The sequence below is a fragment of the Bacillus nitroreducens genome (assembly GCF_964021195.1).
This window is the reverse complement of sequence record NZ_CAXHYI020000001.1, coordinates 32,285-50,342: the sequence shown is the minus strand read 5'-3', so window position 1 is coordinate 50,342 and position 18,058 is coordinate 32,285. Positions and strand designations below refer to the sequence as shown.

The 18,058-nt window shown below is 38.2% G+C and carries 17 protein-coding genes and 1 pseudogene; 10 read left to right on the top strand and 8 right to left on the bottom strand.

Features of this window, described 5'->3' with window-relative positions; genetic code table 11:
* Window positions 1-57 precede the first annotated feature (57 nt).
* The 5 genes from ACWPVE_RS00240 (at window position 58) to ACWPVE_RS00220 (ending at window position 5,675) form a co-directional block, all read left to right on the top strand.
* Window positions 58-576, top strand: coding sequence for a TRAP transporter small permease (locus ACWPVE_RS00240; protein WP_453990814.1), 519 nt, complete (start codon window positions 58-60; stop codon window positions 574-576).
* Entirely contained in the window at window positions 573-1,859 is a 1,287-nt protein-coding gene (locus ACWPVE_RS00235) for a TRAP transporter large permease (protein ID WP_453989753.1), read from the top strand. The genes ACWPVE_RS00240 and ACWPVE_RS00235 overlap by 4 nt, the downstream gene beginning before the upstream one ends.
* Window positions 1,860-1,934: 75 nt before the next feature.
* Window positions 1,935-2,981, top strand: coding sequence for a TRAP transporter substrate-binding protein DctP (dctP, locus tag ACWPVE_RS00230; RefSeq protein ID WP_453989751.1), 1,047 nt, complete (start codon window positions 1,935-1,937; stop codon window positions 2,979-2,981).
* Window positions 2,982-3,026: 45 nt separating this feature from the next.
* Complete coding sequence (locus ACWPVE_RS00225; RefSeq protein WP_453989749.1) at window positions 3,027-4,904, top strand: cache domain-containing sensor histidine kinase; 1,878 nt, start codon at window positions 3,027-3,029, stop codon at window positions 4,902-4,904.
* 21 nt (window positions 4,905-4,925) lie between these two features.
* Window positions 4,926-5,675, top strand: coding sequence for a response regulator transcription factor (locus tag ACWPVE_RS00220; protein WP_453989748.1), 750 nt, complete (start codon window positions 4,926-4,928; stop codon window positions 5,673-5,675).
* A 74-nt stretch (window positions 5,676-5,749) separates the two neighbouring features.
* Here the strand turns inward: ACWPVE_RS00220 and ACWPVE_RS00215 are convergent, their stop codons facing one another.
* Window positions 5,750-6,976, bottom strand: coding sequence for an MFS transporter (locus ACWPVE_RS00215; protein ID WP_453989746.1), 1,227 nt, complete (start codon window positions 6,974-6,976; stop codon window positions 5,750-5,752).
* Window positions 6,977-7,147: 171 nt separating this feature from the next.
* Here ACWPVE_RS00215 and ACWPVE_RS00210 point away from each other — a divergent pair, with 171 nt between their 5' ends.
* From ACWPVE_RS00210 to ACWPVE_RS00200, 3 genes are all read left to right on the top strand, one after another.
* The gene (locus ACWPVE_RS00210; protein WP_453989744.1) at window positions 7,148-8,314 is read left to right on the top strand and encodes an LL-diaminopimelate aminotransferase; all 1,167 of its coding nucleotides are present in this window, start codon (window positions 7,148-7,150) and stop codon (window positions 8,312-8,314) included.
* A gap of 109 nt (window positions 8,315-8,423) precedes the next feature.
* Entirely contained in the window at window positions 8,424-8,948 is a 525-nt protein-coding gene (locus ACWPVE_RS00205) for a CBO0543 family protein (RefSeq protein WP_453989742.1), read from the top strand.
* 124 nt (window positions 8,949-9,072) lie between these two features.
* Window positions 9,073-10,686: an ABC1 kinase family protein gene (locus ACWPVE_RS00200; protein ID WP_453989740.1), complete on the top strand. Its 1,614-nt coding sequence runs from the start codon at window positions 9,073-9,075 to the stop codon at window positions 10,684-10,686.
* A gap of 12 nt (window positions 10,687-10,698) precedes the next feature.
* Here ACWPVE_RS00200 and ACWPVE_RS00195 read toward each other — a convergent pair whose 3' ends face one another.
* Window positions 10,699-10,875: a hypothetical protein gene (locus ACWPVE_RS00195; RefSeq protein WP_453989738.1), complete on the bottom strand. Its 177-nt coding sequence runs from the start codon at window positions 10,873-10,875 to the stop codon at window positions 10,699-10,701.
* Between the two features lie 142 nt (window positions 10,876-11,017).
* On the opposite strand from ACWPVE_RS00195, the gene ACWPVE_RS00190 reads away from it, so the two are divergent.
* Window positions 11,018-12,373, top strand: coding sequence for an MFS transporter (locus ACWPVE_RS00190; protein ID WP_453989736.1), 1,356 nt, complete (start codon window positions 11,018-11,020; stop codon window positions 12,371-12,373).
* A 170-nt stretch (window positions 12,374-12,543) separates the two neighbouring features.
* On the opposite strand, the gene ACWPVE_RS00185 is transcribed toward ACWPVE_RS00190, so the two are convergent.
* The 4 genes from ACWPVE_RS00185 to ACWPVE_RS00170 form a co-directional block, all read right to left on the bottom strand.
* Complete coding sequence (locus tag ACWPVE_RS00185) at window positions 12,544-12,708, bottom strand: hypothetical protein (protein ID WP_453989734.1); 165 nt, start codon at window positions 12,706-12,708, stop codon at window positions 12,544-12,546.
* 49 nt (window positions 12,709-12,757) lie between these two features.
* Entirely contained in the window at window positions 12,758-13,003 is a 246-nt protein-coding gene (locus ACWPVE_RS00180; protein ID WP_453989732.1) for a DUF2164 domain-containing protein, read from the bottom strand.
* An 85-nt stretch (window positions 13,004-13,088) separates the two neighbouring features.
* A complete protein-coding gene (locus ACWPVE_RS00175; protein WP_453989731.1) occupies window positions 13,089-13,592 on the bottom strand; it encodes a hypothetical protein in 504 nt (167 codons plus the stop codon).
* 595 nt (window positions 13,593-14,187) lie between these two features.
* Window positions 14,188-15,405 carry an IS110 family RNA-guided transposase gene (locus tag ACWPVE_RS00170; protein ID WP_324301027.1) on the bottom strand — a complete coding sequence of 406 codons (1,218 nt, stop codon included), beginning with the start codon at window positions 15,403-15,405 and terminating at the stop codon, window positions 14,188-14,190.
* A gap of 539 nt (window positions 15,406-15,944) precedes the next feature.
* Here ACWPVE_RS00170 and ACWPVE_RS00165 point away from each other — a divergent pair.
* Window positions 15,945-16,118: pseudogene (locus ACWPVE_RS00165) on the top strand (transposase); the annotation flags it as partial.
* A 138-nt stretch (window positions 16,119-16,256) separates the two neighbouring features.
* Here the strand turns inward: ACWPVE_RS00165 and guaC are convergent.
* Window positions 16,257-17,240 carry a GMP reductase gene (guaC, locus tag ACWPVE_RS00160; RefSeq protein ID WP_453989728.1) on the bottom strand — a complete coding sequence of 328 codons (984 nt, stop codon included), beginning with the start codon at window positions 17,238-17,240 and terminating at the stop codon, window positions 16,257-16,259.
* A gap of 170 nt (window positions 17,241-17,410) precedes the next feature.
* Entirely contained in the window at window positions 17,411-17,950 is a 540-nt protein-coding gene (locus ACWPVE_RS00155; protein ID WP_453989726.1) for a helix-turn-helix domain-containing protein, read from the bottom strand.
* Between the last annotated feature and the right edge of the window lie 108 nt (window positions 17,951-18,058).

The window sequence follows — 18,058 nt, the reverse complement described above, 5'->3', positions numbered from 1 at the left end:
TTTTCAAAAGAATTATGTAATCGCTTACAATTTATTGGAAATTCATTTAGAAAGGAAGTGAATTGTTTGAAGGAGAAGATAAAAACGGTGTTTTTAAAGGTGGACTCCTTTATAGAATCAATGGCTATTTACATGCTAATGGCCATGACACTGATCGTTTCCTTACAAGTTGCCACTCGGAAAATCTTTAATATAGTCTTTTTCTGGTCTGAAGAAATCACGATCTTGTTACTCATTTGGTTTTCATTTTTAGGAATTGCGATTGGGCTTCGTGAAAAAATACATCTAGCCATGAGTGCCTTTACAAATCTATTTCCAAAATCATGGAACAAAGTGCTAGATAGAATCATTTCTGCTTCTACGTTTTTATTGGGGTTATATTTTATTGTGTATGGTTGGAAATTCTCCGTTGCGATGCACGCAAACACGCTTGCTGCCACAGGATGGCCTGTTAGTGTCATGTATATCATCATGCCCATTACTGGCATTCTGATCTGTGTGTATTCTACTTTAGAGTTCTTTGGAGTCGATACGGTAAGGCACCGATATTTAGATGAGGAGGTCGTGGAGAGATGACGTTAGGTGGAATCATTCTAATCGGAAGTTTTGTAGTTCTCCTCCTCTTGCGTTTCCCTGTTGCTGTAGTTTTAGCCATATCATCACTTATAACAGCGATTTATTTAAATATTCCACTTGAGGTCATAGGCCAACAAATCGTGCAAGGTGTCAATTCATATGGGTTATTAGCGATTCCGTTCTTCATTTTAGCGGGGCTGATTATGAGTGAGGGCGGTCTTGCCCTAAGATTAGTTAACTTCGCACAATTGTTTGTCGGTGCCATTAGGGGTGGCCTTGCGATGGTGAATTGTATCGCATGTATGCTATTTGGAAATATCAGTGGTTCCGCAGCAGCTGATGTTGCTTCGGTTGGATCGGTCATGATTCCTTCGATGAAGAAAAAAGGATATGATCCAGAGTTCTCTGTTGCTGTTACGTCTGCTGCTGCGATTCAGGGAACAGTCATGCCACCAAGCTATAATATGATTCTCTATGCTGTAGCAGCGGGTGGGGTGTCCATCTCAAGTTTATTTTTAGCAGGGATTATTCCTTGTTTGGTGATGTTAACTGGATTATTGCTTGCAACATTTTTTATAGCGAAAAAGCGTGGCTATGAGAAGGGGGAACGAATTCCATTAAGGGACGCCCCAAAAATCATTCGAGATGGGTTTCTATCCTTGTTAACGGGTGTAATCATTCTTGGTGGAATTTTTTCAGGATTATTTACACCGACAGAATCAGGAGCTATTGCTTGTATTTATGCCTATATGATAACTTTCTTTGTTTATAAGGATTTACCACTTAAACATACGAAGATTATTTTTATAAAAGCATTTCGTACTGTTTCAATGGTCTTATTCTTAATTGCATCATCTGCAGCATTTGCTTGGATTTTAACTTATTTAAAAATTCCACACTTACTAGCAGATACACTATTAACGATTTCAGATAACCCGCTCATCATCTTGTTAATCATCAATATTCTATTATTAATTCTTGGTTCACCAATGGATATGGCACCATTGATTTTGATCATGACACCAATCCTGTTTCCAATTGTGACAGCAATGGGAGTTGACCCTGTTCATTTTGGAATCATTATGATCATGAATTTAGGAATTGGTTTGATCACACCACCTGTTGGAACGGTTTTATTTGTTGGAGCAGCGATCGGGAAGGTTAGTATTGAAAGAGGATCTAAGGCGTTATTTCCTTTCTACTTTGTATTAGTTGCTGTCTTGTTGATTGTGACGTATATCCCAAGTATTAGCATGTGGTTGCCAAACTTAATCAACTCTTAATTGGTAGATTCGCATTTTATGCGTTTCATAGTTTCATGACAAATCAAAATTATAGGAAACAAGGGGGAAGTACAATTGTTGAAGAACAAAAGGTCTACAGGGTTGTTTGCATTGCTGTTTGTTTTGATGATGGTTCTTGCAGCTTGCTCAGGTGGTGGGTCAAACAAGACCGATTCTGATACGAAAGAAGGAGATGGTAAAAAGTCAAATGATGAAGGAAAAACGTATTCATTTAGACTAGCTGAAACACACCCAGCAGATTATCCTACGACAAAAGGAGATATTAAATTTGCAGAATTAGTAGAGGAACGAAGCAATGGTCGAATTAAAATTGAGGTGTTCCCATCTGCTCAGTTAGGGGAGGAAAAAGCGGTTATTGAACAGGTACAATTAGGAGCAATTGAATTCACAAGGGTTAGTAGTGGTCCACTAGCGGAATTTAATAAGGACTTTGGCGTGTTCAGTCTCCCATATATTTTTGACAATGATGAACATACATGGAATTTCTTAAATGGGGATATGGGAAATAAGATGTTAGAGAGCTTGGAAGATTCACAATTAAGGGGGCTAGCTTATTATAGTTCTGGTTCACGAAATTTCTATGCATCGTCGCCACTGACTAGTATTGACGATTTAGAAGGATTAAAGATTCGCGTCCAACAAAATAAGATTAATATGGAATTGATTGAGGCATTAGGTGCAAGTGCAACTCCAATGCCATATGGCGAGGTATACAGTTCCTTGCAAACAGGTGTAATTGACGGGGCTGAAAACAACCATCCGAGCTTTTATTCAGCGAAGCACTATGAGGTAGCACCACACTATATCTTAGATGGGCATCAACGTGTACCGGAAGTGTTGTTAATCTCTAAAACGGTTTGGGATAGTCTTTCTGCAGAAGATCAGGAGATTATTAAACAAGCGGCACTTGATTCAGTAGAATATCAACGCGAAGAATGGAATAAGTATGAGCAAGAATCATTAGAAGCTGTGAAAAATGAAGGTGCAACCGTAGTCGAGGTTGATGATTTGACTCCATGGCAGGAAAAAGTAAAACCTGTTATTGATAACTACCGTGATGAATTTAATGAAGTACTAGACGCCATCGATCAAGCCAGATAATAGGTTGATATGGTATAATTAAGCAAGGAATGAGGAGAGTCTCGAATGAGAGAGTCTCTTCTTTTCCTACTTAATTTAAATAGTGGGGATGGTTACTTGAAACCTAAATGGGGCAACATGATCGGTCTTCTTTATCGAACGATTTTACTTCGAGATAAATCATTAACGGTTAAATTATCAGTATTTTCTGCATTATTAATTATTTTCTCCATGATGATCTACACACTCATTTCCTATACTCGATTTTCTGAGGTACTCCAAGAAGAAGCACATGTTTATAATCGTCAAATTAATGAACAAATTCAATTTTATGTCGAAGGCTATTTGCGAGATTTTGAAATTGAGACCTTAAAAATTGTCAACCACCCAGACACCATTCGTTTCTTAGAAACCGAAACGTTTCAACATCTCGATGGCCAAACGGTTCCAGCAGTTCGTAAAGTCCTGAAAAATGCGGCCTACTCTAGATCGGATATCGTCAACTATACGATCATCCTCGATGATGTTCAGATCATTGATTTGGCAGATACTGAGCAAAAGCAATCTTTACTAGCATTACAACGTGAATATTGGTATGAAGATGTACCAAAAAACGGGCAAGCTCACATTATTGTGCGTCGGATCCCCAAAAGCTCGGGTAAGGGATATTCAACAAGTAGAAAAGAACAACCTGTGATTACCATCGCCAAACGTTTGGTAAACCCCAAAACCCTGCAACCATTTGGCATGTTGATTTTAGATATTAATTATAAGAGAATGCATGAAGTCGTAAATAGAGTGAGTCCTGGACACTCTGGCTATCACTATATTCTAGATGACGATGGGCGGTATGTATACCACCCAAATAATGCGATGATTGGAAAGCGTGCAGCACCATCTGAGCGAAATTTAGTTTCACCCGATCATTACCTACTGAATAAACAAGAGAATTTTTTTCTTACTTGGAGTGAAAGTGACAAGCTTGATTGGCACTTTGTCACATCCATTCCCTATTCAGAATTGATGAGTGGCGCAAATTCGATTCGAACGACTCTTTTTATTACATCTGTTGTCTTTATCATCATCGCCTGTTTAATGAGTATTGGACTCGCTACAAGTTTAATTAATCCTTTAAAGCGATTACAACACTTCATTAGAAAAGTGGAGGTAGGGGATTTCACTGGAAAAGTACCAGTTGTGTCGAAAGATGAGATTGGAATGTTAACACATGGATTTAATCATATGGTCGAGAGATTGGATACCCTAATGAAAGAGGTGTATACCTCTAAACTGAAAGAAGTTGAAATGAATCTAAGACAGAAGGAAACAGAACTGAGAATGCTTCAAGCGCAAATCAATCCACATTTTTTCTATAATTCATTAGATACGATAAGAGGTATGGCATTGGAACGAGATATGGATGATATCTCAACGATGGCAGAATCACTCGCCCAGTTGCTGCGCTACAACATTAAAGAAGAAGCGGCCATCGTAACGATCAAACAAGAATTGCAAGTAAGTGAAAAATATTTAAGGATTCAAAAATACCGTTTTGAAGAAAAGTTAACCTATCAATTTGACATTCCTGATGAATGGCTAGAGAAGAAGATTGCAAAATTCACACTTCAACCCCTCTTGGAGAATTGCATTGTTCATGGATTAGAGCCACAAACGGGGCATACAAATATTACAATTCGGGCTAAATCACATGATCCGAACACTTTTTTACTCTTGATATCAGATACTGGACCTGGTATCGAGGGAGAACAATTAGAGAAATTAAGAACTCTCTTACATAATGAATCTACTGAGTATACTGTGAATCATATCGGAATCATGAATGTTCATAAACGAATCAAGCATTTATTCGGATCTGAATATGGAATTTTTATTACGAGTAGTCCTAGATCAGGAACCACAGTTGGCATTAAATTACCACTTTAGTCACGATAAGGGGGAGAATTTATGCATCAAATCTTGTTGGTGGAAGATGAACGATGGGTGCGCACGGTTATTTGTAAAACCGTTGAAAAAACAGGATTGCCTTTTGAAGTTGTCCATGAATCTACGAACGGACTCGAGGCTTATGATTGGCTTAGCGAAAACAAAGTGGACCTCGTGTTAACCGACATTCGTATGCCTGCGATGGACGGAATCGCACTCATACAAGAAGTTCGTCGGCGTGAGATGGAGGCAGATATTATTATCGTTAGCGGGCATGATGATTTTGCTTATACCCAGCAAGCCATTCGAATGGGTGCCTTCGATTATTTATTAAAGCCTGTTGAACAAGAAGGCATGAAGGAAACATTAAATAAGTGGTTAGAGAATGAGGAAACAAAAAACGCTCCAATTGATCGGCTTAGTAAGACGAAAGATTTGAACGAACTATCTCCAATTGAGCAAGCGCTTTTTTATATTGAACAATCGACAACAAAAGATGTTTCCCTCGCAGAAGTTGCCGAAAAGGTACACTTAAGTACGAGCTATTTTTGTAAGTTATTTAAAAAAGAAACAGGAACCAATTTTAGCGATTTTATCGTGAATGTTCGACTGCAGGAGGCGGCCCGATTGCTTGAACAAACTTCTCTTCGAATTTCGGAAATTGCAGAACGACTAGGTTATTCGGACCTTGCTTACTTCAGCAATTGCTTCAAAAAGCAAAATTGCATGACACCTAGTCAATATCGAAAATATAAAACTAGCGGGATATAGGGATAGGTTCACTGTCCCTCGTAAAATGCCAGGTACCCCCATTGAGGTACCTGGCATTTTAAACATCTATAAACTTAGCTTACACTCGCTTGCAAAGTTGACTCTTCTGCGCGTTTTACCTTGATCATTTGTCTTCTTAAAATGAAAATATAGGAAAAGATGGCGAGAACAACACATAAAGCACTGTAAAGAAATACGGCACTAAAACCTGATTTCAAGGAGATAAATCCTAAGCAAATCGCGCCAACTCCGCTCCCAAGATCTTTGGCAGTAAAAAATGTTGAGTTTCCTGCACCTCTACGATCAGGAGGACAAAGCTTGATCATCGTTGCGTTTAAAGCGGGCTCGACAAAACCTAATCCTAATCCATAAAGGATACCAGTCACAATAAATCCTCCTAGTGAAGTCGCGTTGGCTAAAACCACAAATGAAATCGCCATAATGATTAGACCAGGGATCACGACAATCGAAGTCCCGTATTTATCTGACAATTTGCCACCGATAATCCGTGTAAATAAAAGCGCGAATGAATACACCGTAAAATATAAACCAATATCATTAATTCCTAATGAAAGAGCAAACGTTGGGATAAAGGTTAGGGATGCACCCATTCCCACATATACAAATGCTGTGACTAACCCAGTTGGTACAGCTGTTTTTTCAAAAAGTAATTCTGAAATTTTTCTTTTCGTTTTTGGAGCTTTCGCGACTGGCTTGGGATTTCTTTTTTCATAGTTGATCAAAAGGCTACAAATAATCGAAATCAAGCCGATCGTACCCGAAACAATGAAAAGAACCTGATAATTAAACTGTTGAATTAGATAAATCGTTAACGCTGGCCCAATGGCAGTTGCAAGTGTATTGGATAAACCATAATAGCCAATTCCTTCTCCCAACCGTTTCTTGGGAACAATATCCGATATAACGGTTCCAGCTGCATTGGTCGTCGCACTGAAACCTATTCCATGTAAACTTCTCATAATAAGAAGTAGACTAATCGAAAAGGCAACGACATATGACAGGGTAATAAAAGCGGTTACCATTGCACCAATAATAAGTACGATTCTACGACTCTTCTCATCTGATAATCTACCAAAATAAGGTCGAAATAGGATGGCAACAAACATGAAGAAACCAAACAGCATCCCTGAAATTGAATTATCTCCACCTAGATAAATTGCATATAGTGGGAGTCCTGTCATCAACATATTATTGGCAATTTGCGTTGACATGGCATAACTAAATGTGAGGAAATAATCCTTCGTCCATAACTTCTCTGAAACATTCTGTTGTTCTACCAAATGATATCCTTCTTTCTACATATAATCATATTAGCATATTAATATATTATAGAACGAAAGTTAGTAAGAATCAAAATAATCATTTAGTTAAATTACATAAATCGGTTTCTATTATAGTCAATTTTATAAATATTGTTATAATAGTACTAATCTATCAAACGGGGTGACAACATGGAAATCTCACTTTCAGAGAAAATGACAGAGTTCGGAGAATCGATTTTTAATGAATTAGCCAGCTATAAAAGACAAAAACGACAACAGGGGCACGAAATAATTGATTTAAGTATTGGTAGTCCAGACTTGCCACCACCTCCATATGTCATCGAAGAACTGTCTAGTCAAGTTCAAGATTCTTCTTTATATGGATATTCACTAACAGGAACGGATGAATTACATGAAGTAATCTCAGCCTATTATTATAGAAGCTTTGATGTGTCGGTACAAAAGGAAAAAGAGGTCTTAATGTTGATGGGATCTCAAGACGGGCTTGTCCACTTTCCGATGGTATTTGCTAATCCAGGAGATTACGTTCTCGTCCCTGATCCTGGCTACACTGCATATGGAGCAGGTATTGCATTAGCAGGTGCTATTCCTTATGGCATGCCATTAAAAGAAGAAAATCAGTTCCTACCAGACCTGGATGCGATTCCTGAGGATGTTTGTCAGCAGGCAAAAATCATGATCCTGAACTTCCCAGGTAATCCTGTTCCTGCTTTAGCAACCGAGGCCTTCTTTAAAAAGGTCATCGAGTTTGCGAAAAAATATCAGATTATCGTCTTGCATGATTTCGCCTACTCAGAATTGTATTACGATCAGAAACCAATTAGCTTTTTATCAATAGATGGGGCAAAAGAGGTTGGGGTCGAATTCAACTCACTTTCCAAAAGCTTTAATATGGCGGGATGCCGAATTGGCTATATTGTCGGGAACGCTGATGTGATTTCGGCAGTAGGTCGATTGAAGTCAAATCTTGATTACGGAGTTTTCTTACCGATTCAAAAAGCAGCGATTGCAGCATTGCGGAACTCGACAACGTTCAGTGAATCTCTGCGAGAGACATATAAAGAACGACGAGATATTTTGGTAGATGGATTAGCTGAGGTAGGCTGGAAGGTGGATTCTCCAAAAGCATCGATGTTTGTGTGGGCAAAGGTTCCAGCTGGATTTACTTCTACTGAATTTACCTATCAATTAATAGATGAAGCGGGAATTGTTGTCGTTCCTGGTAATGCTTTTGGTCCAAGTGGCGAGGGGTATGTACGAATTGGGCTTGTCCAAGAAAAGGACATCTTAAAAAGGGCAATTCAGCGGTTAAGTGAAAGTCAACTTTTACGATAACGATGTAGAATAATGTCATAAAAATAGGTGAATCTGACTAAGTATTCACCTTATTTTTATGTAAAATATTGGGTAATCTAACTATATAACTAATTCAGGAGTGTATTTCATGCACCTAGTTTATAACGCCATCCTCTTATTTGCTGCTGCGAAATGGGGTGATTGGAGGGGGTGGCGGATCTATTACCCAACCATCTTATTTTTTATCGTGGGAGATCTATTAAAAAATGTCTTGTATCATGATTGCTCGGTCTGGACCTACCAAGAAACCGTATTTGCCCAACATATTTTAATCAATCATACCTTTATTTCACTATTAATTATGTGTGTTGCATATCCTGCCACGGTTCTTATTTATCTCGGCCGTTTTCCTAATAAATGGTGGAAAAAGCTGCTCTGGATCGGCCTGTGGGTGTTGTTATATGTGATGATCGAATATATCAATTTGGAATATTTACATCTAATTAAGCACCATCATGGATGGACGATGTTGTGGTCGCTCCTCTTTAATCTCGTCATGTTTCCGTTGCTCAGACTTCATCAAAAACAACCACTTATCGCGTTAGGGCTATCAATCATTTGGATTATCTTTTTAATATCGATGTTTCCCATTCCATTGGAACATTTAAAATAAGGATCGTTCGTACTTAGGAAAATAGCATATATCCATTATAAAAGCATTTCTTATAGAGAGGAGAAATGCTTTTCTTATTGAATTATATTTTAAACAATATGTGTAGAAATGAGTGATTATAAAATTGAAGACGGAAAATAAACGGGTTCGGGCGGTAAAGATTCTGTCGATGGCTTTTTTCATATTCAGTAAGATTTACTGGTTTAAATTTCGTAAGAAACCACAGGATGAATGGAATCAGCTTTGGGAAGAGGTAGGAACTAAGTTTCGCAAAACTCTCTTTGAATTAGAAGGCTTACTCATAAAAGTCGGTCAAATCTTGAGCACAAGGGCTGACTTACTTCCGAAGCCATTTATTAAACAAATTCAAGATCTTACCGATCAGGTACCTCCATCAAACTGGGAAGATATTGAGAACATTCTTGTCGAGACGTGGGCAGCCCCCATTCATGAAATTTTTGACTCAGTTGAAACGACTGCAATCGCATCAGCCTCCATTGGTCAAGTACATAAGGGTGTATTAAAAAATGGGGAAAAAGTTGCGATAAAGGTACAACGACCACATATTCAATCCATTCTTCAAACAGACTTTCGAACATTCGCGATTATCATATGGTTCGCTGAGCACTTTGTACCTGTTCCAAAGGGATTTATTAATTTTAAAGTGCTGTTTCAGGAAATCAAACAAGTAATAGAACGTGAATTGGACTACACAAAGGAACAACAAACATTGGAATCGTTCCGTAGACGATTTAAAGATATGAACGGTTTGATTATCCCGAAGACATACCCAGCGTATTGTTCATCGAGGGTGCTTGTAATGGAATGGGTCGAAGGAGTCAAAATATCAGATGTACAGGATTTTTATGACAAGGATAAAAAAGCGCTTGCTCAGAAGTTGATTGAAATCTTCCTCCCCCAATGGCTAGAACCAGGATTGTTTCATGCAGACCCTCATCCAGGTAATGTCCTATTATCAAAGGAAGGGGAGGTCATCCTACTTGATTTTGGGATGATTGGAGAAATCTCAAATAAAGATGCTATCCATTTTCAAGGGGTAATTGAGAGCGTTTTGACTAAAAATTACGCAAAGACGGTCGAGTGTTTAACGCAATTAGGATTTTTATTACCTGAGGCCAATCAACGAACGATTGAAAAGTTAGTAGAAGACTTAATGTCATTTGAGTTATCCCAATTAAAAGAGATGGATCCAATTTCGATTAAGCGTGAAATAAATGATATTGTCCAAGCATTACCAATTCAGGTGCCAACCCGATTTGTTTTCTTAGGTCGATCATTTGTTGCTGTTGAAGGAATCGTCCAACAATTAATTGCTGAAGACGAATGGTTGGAACTCATAAAGCCTGTGTTTATAGATTGGTTGAACAAAAAAGGAAATCAGAAATGGTCCATATTTTGGCAATGGATTCAGGCACTACCAGTATTTAAAATAGTGCGCTCCGTGCAAGAATTTTTACAGTTACCTCAAAAACTAGAGGATGTAAAGGAAATCGAACAAAGACGAGAATTTCAATTTAGAGTTTTCGAAAGTCATAAAAAGCATGTATTTCAGTTATCATTAGTAGGCGTTGTCGGAATAGGAGTAGGTATAGTGGCATCACATACTCTGGTGCTATATCTCTCTAGTGGACTAACAGCTTTAAGTGGAATAGGATTTATGATTGTATCCTATAAACAGAAAAAATGGCTAAAGTATATGCAAGAAATACGTAAATGAAAATCGCGAGGATCACTCCCCGCGATTTTCCGATTCTTCCCATTGTTTATTTTGGTTATATATATACCGAATCATCTTCATGGTTTTACTGCCTTGAATCATAATCACAATTGTATAGATTGTGGTTAAAATAACCCCAAGAATCGCAATCCAAAACAGTGTTGTGATTTTCATACCTCTATTTAACATATCAATCCTCCCAATCTCTCGTTACTTTGTAGTTTTAACGACTGGGCTAAGATTATCCATTTTAAATGGAAAAGTATTTTCAAACCGTACAAATTGTTTATATGATACAATGCTTTAGAAGTAGAAAAAAGGGGAATATAGTATGTCTGAAACCAAAATAAAACCAACCATCTTAATCATCGCAATTGCTTTAGGTGCGATACTAAATCCTCTTAATACAACGATGATTACGGTAGCATTACCATCCATACAACAAGACTTTGAACTTTCTTCAACGGATATATCGTGGTTAATTGCTTCATATTTCATCGTAAGCGCGATATTCTTACCGATTATCGGAAGGTTAAGTGACCATTATGGTAGGAAACGAATTTTTCTAATTGGACTAGTCCTTGTTTTGATTTCATCCGTGTTAGCTCCATTGTCGCAAAACATGATGACCTTACTGTTGATGAGGTTAATCCAAGCAATTGGAACATCAGCCCTTTATCCTGCAGGAATTGGGATGGTTCGCTTATATATTCGCGAAAATCAAAATCGCGTCATCGGTACTTTGGCCGTGTTTGCGACTACATCTGCAGCATTTGGGCCAACGATAAGTGGTTTATTAATTCGTTATGGAGGATGGCCCGTTATTTTTTATGTCAATTTACCAGTCATTTTTCTGTCAGCCCTTTTGACATGGTTCTATATTCCGAAAGATGAACCAATGAAGGGAACTGCATTTAAGTGGGATATCGGCGGGATGGTATTATTTAGTGCATTTATCACAAGCTGGATGGTGTTTTTGCTTTCGTTAGAAGGGGGATTTAAGGTTTATTCCTTCATCTTATCAATCATTTTGACAATTCTTTTTTATACATATGAAAAGAAGATGGCAGAACCCTTGATCAATGTCGTATTTTTACGAAAAAATCCCAATATATCGGTGGTTTATACACAGTATATCTTATCAACACTGATCTTCTTTTCCATTTTGCTATTCGCACCAACCTACTTACAAGAGGTGATGGAGTTAGAATCAGAATATACGGGATTAATGATGTTGGCGTTATCTGTCTCCGCGATGCTTACAACTCCACTTGCCACCAGATGGGCAGAACGAGTAGGATATAGGATTCCGTTACTAGTTGGAGCTGTGATTGGAATTGGAGGAGTCGGGTTGTTATTTGTAACAACGAAGAATTCTACCTTACTCTGGATCATTCTTGTATTAGCCGTGTTTGGAGTTAGTAACGGTCTGACGAACATTAGCCTTCAAAACCTGCTATACACTTTTATCAGTGTTAGCCAAACTGGCATTGCGTCTGGTTTACTCATGACATCTAGGTTTATCGGAAATATCCTAGCCTCTAGTATTTATGGTGTTGTGTTTGCAGTTGGACTAAATGATATCAGTAAAAATTCAATGACACTCGTTTTATTGGCTGTTTCGCTCATCATCATACCAGGTATGTTTTATGTAACGAATCAAAAGATAAAGACAGAACAGTGGTAAAGGAAAAGCCATCATGCTTGATAGGCATGATGGCTATTTTGATGTTATTGGAATATGGAATTTCGTCAGTAATCTAGTGGCTGTTTTTCATATGGGGTCTCACGGCCAGAATCAGTGCAAGTGCAATGTCCATGGGAGCTAATCTCTGAAAACATCGTAACGTATAACAACTATTTAGGTGCATTTTTGTTAGCTTTTAAGAAAGCTTCGACAGATTCATCCAGTAATTGTTCGCGATTCATATCTTCATTTACGTCAGAATCTACTTCCATTTCGGAGTTGAATACTCCATATGTATCATCAGGATCAAAAGGATTATATTTTTCTTTCTTCATATGCTTTCACCTCTTACCGATAGTGTAAGCAACTTATTAAAAATATACTCTATCTTTTGATTGGTCGTTCAAGCGTTAATATTTCATCGTCTAAAGAGGCAAATTGTTGATCAACGACAGCCTTCACATCGTGAACGGCCGCGTTATAGATGTGTGGAGCTAGTTTTTCTTTTACAAAATGTAAGACCTGTTCTGCCGCAAACTCGCTAATTTCCTCATCTCTTTCTAAAGAGAAAAACTCTTGTATGTCAGAAATCATCATTTGTTGCTGTTCTTTTGATAGTTTTAAGTACACAAAAAACACTCCTTCGATATAAAATTAAGTTATAAAAAAGGCTTGGGTGTTTCAACCCAAGTTTTTTCATAAGTTATCTTAGAATTTATACATTCACACTTTCGGCTTGGTTAGCCTTTCTTTGATGTACTTTTTTCATTGCAAACCTTGCAATTGGTTGAGCAATGACTAGCTCAATCCAAAAGGCTACACCGAAGTTTCTAAACCAACTGTGAAAGAAATTCTGAAAAGGTTCTAGGCTAATTTGTTTCGTACCAACCCAAGAGCCAATAATTGTGAGAAGTATGGATAAAACCGTCACATTTAAAACAGTACTCAGTAATATTCTAGCATTAAACCCATCTGTTTTTCCTACGAATTTAGGCATGATTTTACCAACTAGAGGTCCAGCAACTACTTTTACTAATAAAACCACGATCACCCACATAAATGGAATAATCTTTAAGGTTTCAAAATAGCTTTCTTTACTAAAGCCACGTTCCATCCCCATAATAATTGGTGCAATTGTATTTACTGAAATGATTGACACAATAAGTAAAAACAATATACCTTCTTTCGCATTTTGTGGCAGTCGATCTTCTTTATACATACTTTTACCCTCCGAAAATAAAAATTCAGATGGTAGACGTATCTATTAAGACATATATTTTTGGTGGACGAGTGCCTACCAATATCTCTACGCACACTGATTTAACCATTATAACAATAGTTGTAATCAACGAAAAGTGATTTTTAGGAAAAAAACGGCTGTCCAAAAAGTCACTGAAAAATGACTTTTGAGGACAGCCCTCATTTTTTGTTTTTTGGGTTTACTAAAAAATCTGGTGTTGATTTCCGCTGCAGGTACTCGCTTTCTTACCTGTAGTCAAGTGTTTTTCTTACCTGTAGTCAAGTGTTTTTTTAAAATTGTTTTTCTGTCATAAATAATTTAAATAGTTTAAAGCTGCCGACAGGCCGTTACTCTCCGTTCCGGCGCTCCGCTTTCCGCGGGCATGGCTTGAGCCTCCTCAGGAGCGAAAGGACTGCTCCCTGCGGGGTCTCAAGGCTCATGCTATTCCCGCAGGAGTCGAGCGCCTGCACTACTAGGACCAGGTTTGGATAAAATAAAAATGTGTATACCAAATAGACCTAGCGAATATTTGTTTTTTTCACAAGGTCTTATGTGATATAGTGGAGCTATCCTGTTACGAAGCTTTGGCTGATTCGTAATCATACAGGACATCATGTTGAATAAGGTGAAATGCGACTTTCAAGAACTTATTCACACATGCAATCATCGCAACCTTATGGGGCTTACTCTGGGGTTGCTTTTTTAATTGGTCGTAATAATCCACAATCGTATTTTTAGTTTTTGTCCTTAATGAGATCATTGACATCACCATGAAATAAAGGATCTGCCTCAACCTTCGGTTTCCACGTTTATTTATCCGATCCTGGTACTGAAGTTTACCTGATTGGAACCGTTGGATATCAATCCCTACGTATGCATTGACCTGTTTGTGATTTTTAAAGCGGCGGATGTCGCCTAACTCGCCAATTATTCTAACTGCTGTAGATTCCCCAATTCCAGGAAATGACACGAGAACTTGAAAATCAACACGATCTTTCGATAGATCCACCATCTGTCTAATAATATCCTTTTTCTGATCCACCAGTTCCAAAATGCGTTTGGCATAGTGTCGTAGATGTTGGCAGCGTACGTCTTCCGGCCGAATTGCTGAATAGGAATTTTCTGCAGCGTTGATTAGTAATGCCGCTTTTTCCTCCGCTTTTTGATTAGATATATTCTTACGGGTTGCTTGTTTGATTTGGTTACGTAAATCCTCTTTTGAAAGCATATGTAAGCATGCAGGATGGGGATAAAGCTGAATGATATTTAAAAACAGGACTGAGCTCTTTGTAAATACCTTTTCAAGTAGCGGAAAGCTTAGTTGTAGGAAAGAGTGTAGCCTGTTATAGTGATGCCTTATCTCCTTTTCTATATCTTCATAGTAGCGTCCCAGTGCACGCATTTGTTCAAAGTATTCTTCTTGTACGTATGTTTCCTGCCGGTCCAATCTGAAATGGGATTTAGCCAATTCATGTGCATCACTAATATCTGTTTTATGTCGGCGCATGGCTGCCATCTGAAGCTTAGCCTCCAAAGGGTTCAAGCGAATATAGGGATATTGGTGTACCTGCAGGAAGTTCTCAAGCCCTTTAGAATAGACACCCGTAGCCTCAAAGACAATGTCAGGTACTTTGCCGTCCTGTTCCCTAAGTGATTCAATACGTCCTTTTAATGATTGGAATCCAGATATCGTGTGTTCTAATTCCCCTTCATATTGACAGCGTTGATAGCAGTCGTATATTACTATTGTACTTTTTCCCATACTTACGTCAAAAGCAATTACATGTTTCATAATTCTTCCCCCTGTTTACATCACATAGAAGTTCTTCACAGTGCCTCATCGATTCCACTTTCTTATACACGATCTCGAAGATCCAACATACTAAACTGATTCTAATAAGGGTGTGAAGCGTGTCGGTTTCCTTATACGGATTCTTAGATCCCAGCGAGTACACGACTTCACTTCACTTCTACTAAAAAAATAGTAGCACAAACCGTGGCCTTGGTCTGTACTACTAATGTTAGTATGTTTCCGCGGGCGGTCCGGGAGCCTCCTCGTCGCAAGCTCCTGCGGGGTCTCCCCTGGCCACGCTTTTCCCGCAGGAGTCTCGTACCTTCCGCTACAATCAACAAGGTTACAAAATTTAATAGTATTGACTCGTAACTTTTAAAAAAACACACAAAAAAATCATCCTTTTTAGTAAAATGAAGTTACCACACAACATTCCAGAAAGGATGATTTTTTATGAGCAATCAATTGATTACTAATGAAAATTATAACACGCAAACATCCCTTTCCAGAGTTCAAAGAGGAGAAACTAGAAGTTCAAAATGAAGAAAAACAAAAAGAACCTAATCCAAGTCTACGCTCAACGTAAAGTTAAAGTAGAAAGTGTGTTCGGTCACGTCAAGGGCAATAGGTCGTTTCGCAGATTTTCTCTGCGGGGGCTCGACAAAGTATATGTCGAGTTTGGAGTTGTGGCATTAGCCCACAATATATTGAAAGTAGCAGGCATACGCCAGCTACTTTCAGAGAAAAATCGAAAAAAACAAAAAGGCAAGGGAGAAAAACGGTCGTTTTTCTCCCTTGCCTTATTTTTTAGGACTTATCGGACAGCCCTGCAATTCGCTGTTAGTGATTTTTTAATAAATGCGATCACCATTAAAGATGGAGTTCTTCACCACAACGTAATCTACGTGGCGGATTGCATCTAATGTTTTTCCTCCAGCATATGATATAGAGGATTGAAGGTCTTGTTCCATTTCTTTTAATGTATCTTTTAATGAACCTTTATGTTCAACATAGATTTTCTTACCTTCAACGTTTTTCTTTTCACCTTTTTGGAACTCAGAAGCTGAACCGAAGTATTCTTTCACTAATTTACCATCGACTTCTTTTGTCTCACCTGGTGATTCTTCATGGCCCGCGAATAGAGAACCGATCATGACCATTTTCGCACCGAAGCGAACTGATTTTGCGATATCACCGTGAGTACGGATACCACCGTCTGCAATAACAGGCTTCGTAGCAGCCTTTGCACACCAACGAAGGGCTGCAAGTTGCCATCCTCCAGTTCCGAACCCAGTTTTGATTTTTGTGATACATACTTTACCAGGGCCAATTCCAACCTTAGTCGCGTCAGCACCCGCATTTTCTAATTCTCTCACTGCTTCAGGTGTACCTACATTACCAGCGATCACAAAGCTCTTAGGTAGGTGAGCTTTGATATGCTTGATCATATCAATCACTGAGTTTGAATGACCGTGAGCAATATCAATTGTAATGAATTCTGGAACTAGATTCTCCTCAGCAAGTTGTTCAATGAACGTGTACTCCTCAGGTTTCACACCAACACTGATGGATGCGATAAGGCCACGTGCATGCATGTCTTTAATAAAATCAACACGTTTTTCAGGGTTGAAACGGTGCATAATATAGAAATAGCCATTTTCAGCTAAAAATAGTGCAATCTTTTCATCGATAATGGTCTGCATGTTTGCAGGTACAACTGGAAGTTTAAATGTGTGGCCACCAAACTCAACTGTTGTGTCACACTCAGAACGACTGTTAACAATACATTTTGCAGGGATTAATTGAATATCTTCGTAATCAAATACGTTTTCCATTTAAAAACACTCCTAAAACCGAATATTATTTTCAATGTCGTTTAATAATGTTCGTGCCATTAGATAATGTACATGATTTTCGAATTGATGTCAAAGCTTTTTTATTATTTGCGAACGAACAAGCAAAAATCCACAAAAAAAAAGCCTGCAATTATCGCAAGCTTTCATCCTTACATAATATCGTTTAGTTCGGAATCAGAATAAACGGATATGAGAATCACCGCTGTTGTTTCTCCAATGTTTTTTACAAAATGGGGGACACTCGCGTTCCAGCTGAAAGAGTCTCCTTCTTCAACAACTACCGAATCTTCGCCTTGTTCAGCAAGGATTTTACCTTTCAACACTAAATGACATTCTTCTCCTTCATGGGCGTTTGGTTCTCCCATTGAAGCACCTGGTGGGCATTCCACAATCATCATTCGTAATCCGCCTTTTGAGGTAAGATGTTCTACCTTTAAGTTGTTAAAGGAAGTTGTTGTCCGAGCATCCTTTCGAACAACCCGCATATGTTCTTTCTTTTCGAGTAATAAATAGGGAAGTGGTACCTCAAGGAAATCTGCAATTGCTTTTAATGTATTAATCGATGGTGAAGTGTTATTGTTTTCAACATTACTAATAAATCCTTTTGATAGGCCTGTGCCTTCACACATTTGCGCAATGGTGATCTTTTTACGATTACGTATGGCACGAATTTTTGTTCCAATATCCATTTTTTGTACCTCGCATGTATTCGATTAGAGAACTTATTTCTATATTAGCAAAAAAGTGGTTGACAATCTACTTCATCTCTTGTTATCTTATAAACAACAAATATTCAT

Excerpts from the sequence above, each read along its gene's own strand:
- ACWPVE_RS00235 (WP_453989753.1), top strand. The coding sequence starts at position 573 with ATGACGTTAGGTGGAATCATTCTAATCGGAAGTTTTGTAGTTCTCCTC.
- ACWPVE_RS00225 (WP_453989749.1), top strand. The coding sequence starts at position 3,027 with ATGAGAGAGTCTCTTCTTTTCCTACTTAATTTAAATAGTGGGGATGGT.
- ACWPVE_RS00220 (WP_453989748.1), top strand. The coding sequence starts at position 4,926 with ATGCATCAAATCTTGTTGGTGGAAGATGAACGATGGGTGCGCACGGTT.
- ACWPVE_RS00210 (WP_453989744.1), top strand. The coding sequence starts at position 7,148 with ATGGAAATCTCACTTTCAGAGAAAATGACAGAGTTCGGAGAATCGATT.
- ACWPVE_RS00205 (WP_453989742.1), top strand. The coding sequence starts at position 8,424 with ATGCACCTAGTTTATAACGCCATCCTCTTATTTGCTGCTGCGAAATGG.
- ACWPVE_RS00195 (WP_453989738.1), bottom strand. The coding sequence starts at position 10,875 with ATGTTAAATAGAGGTATGAAAATCACAACACTGTTTTGGATTGCGATT.
- ACWPVE_RS00190 (WP_453989736.1), top strand. The coding sequence starts at position 11,018 with ATGTCTGAAACCAAAATAAAACCAACCATCTTAATCATCGCAATTGCT.
- ACWPVE_RS00185 (WP_453989734.1), bottom strand. The coding sequence starts at position 12,708 with ATGAAGAAAGAAAAATATAATCCTTTTGATCCTGATGATACATATGGA.
- ACWPVE_RS00175 (WP_453989731.1), bottom strand. The coding sequence starts at position 13,592 with ATGTATAAAGAAGATCGACTGCCACAAAATGCGAAAGAAGGTATATTG.
- ACWPVE_RS00170 (WP_324301027.1), bottom strand. The coding sequence starts at position 15,405 with ATGAAACATGTAATTGCTTTTGACGTAAGTATGGGAAAAAGTACAATA.
- guaC (WP_453989728.1), bottom strand. The coding sequence starts at position 17,240 with ATGGAAAACGTATTTGATTACGAAGATATTCAATTAATCCCTGCAAAA.
- ACWPVE_RS00155 (WP_453989726.1), bottom strand. The coding sequence starts at position 17,950 with ATGGATATTGGAACAAAAATTCGTGCCATACGTAATCGTAAAAAGATC.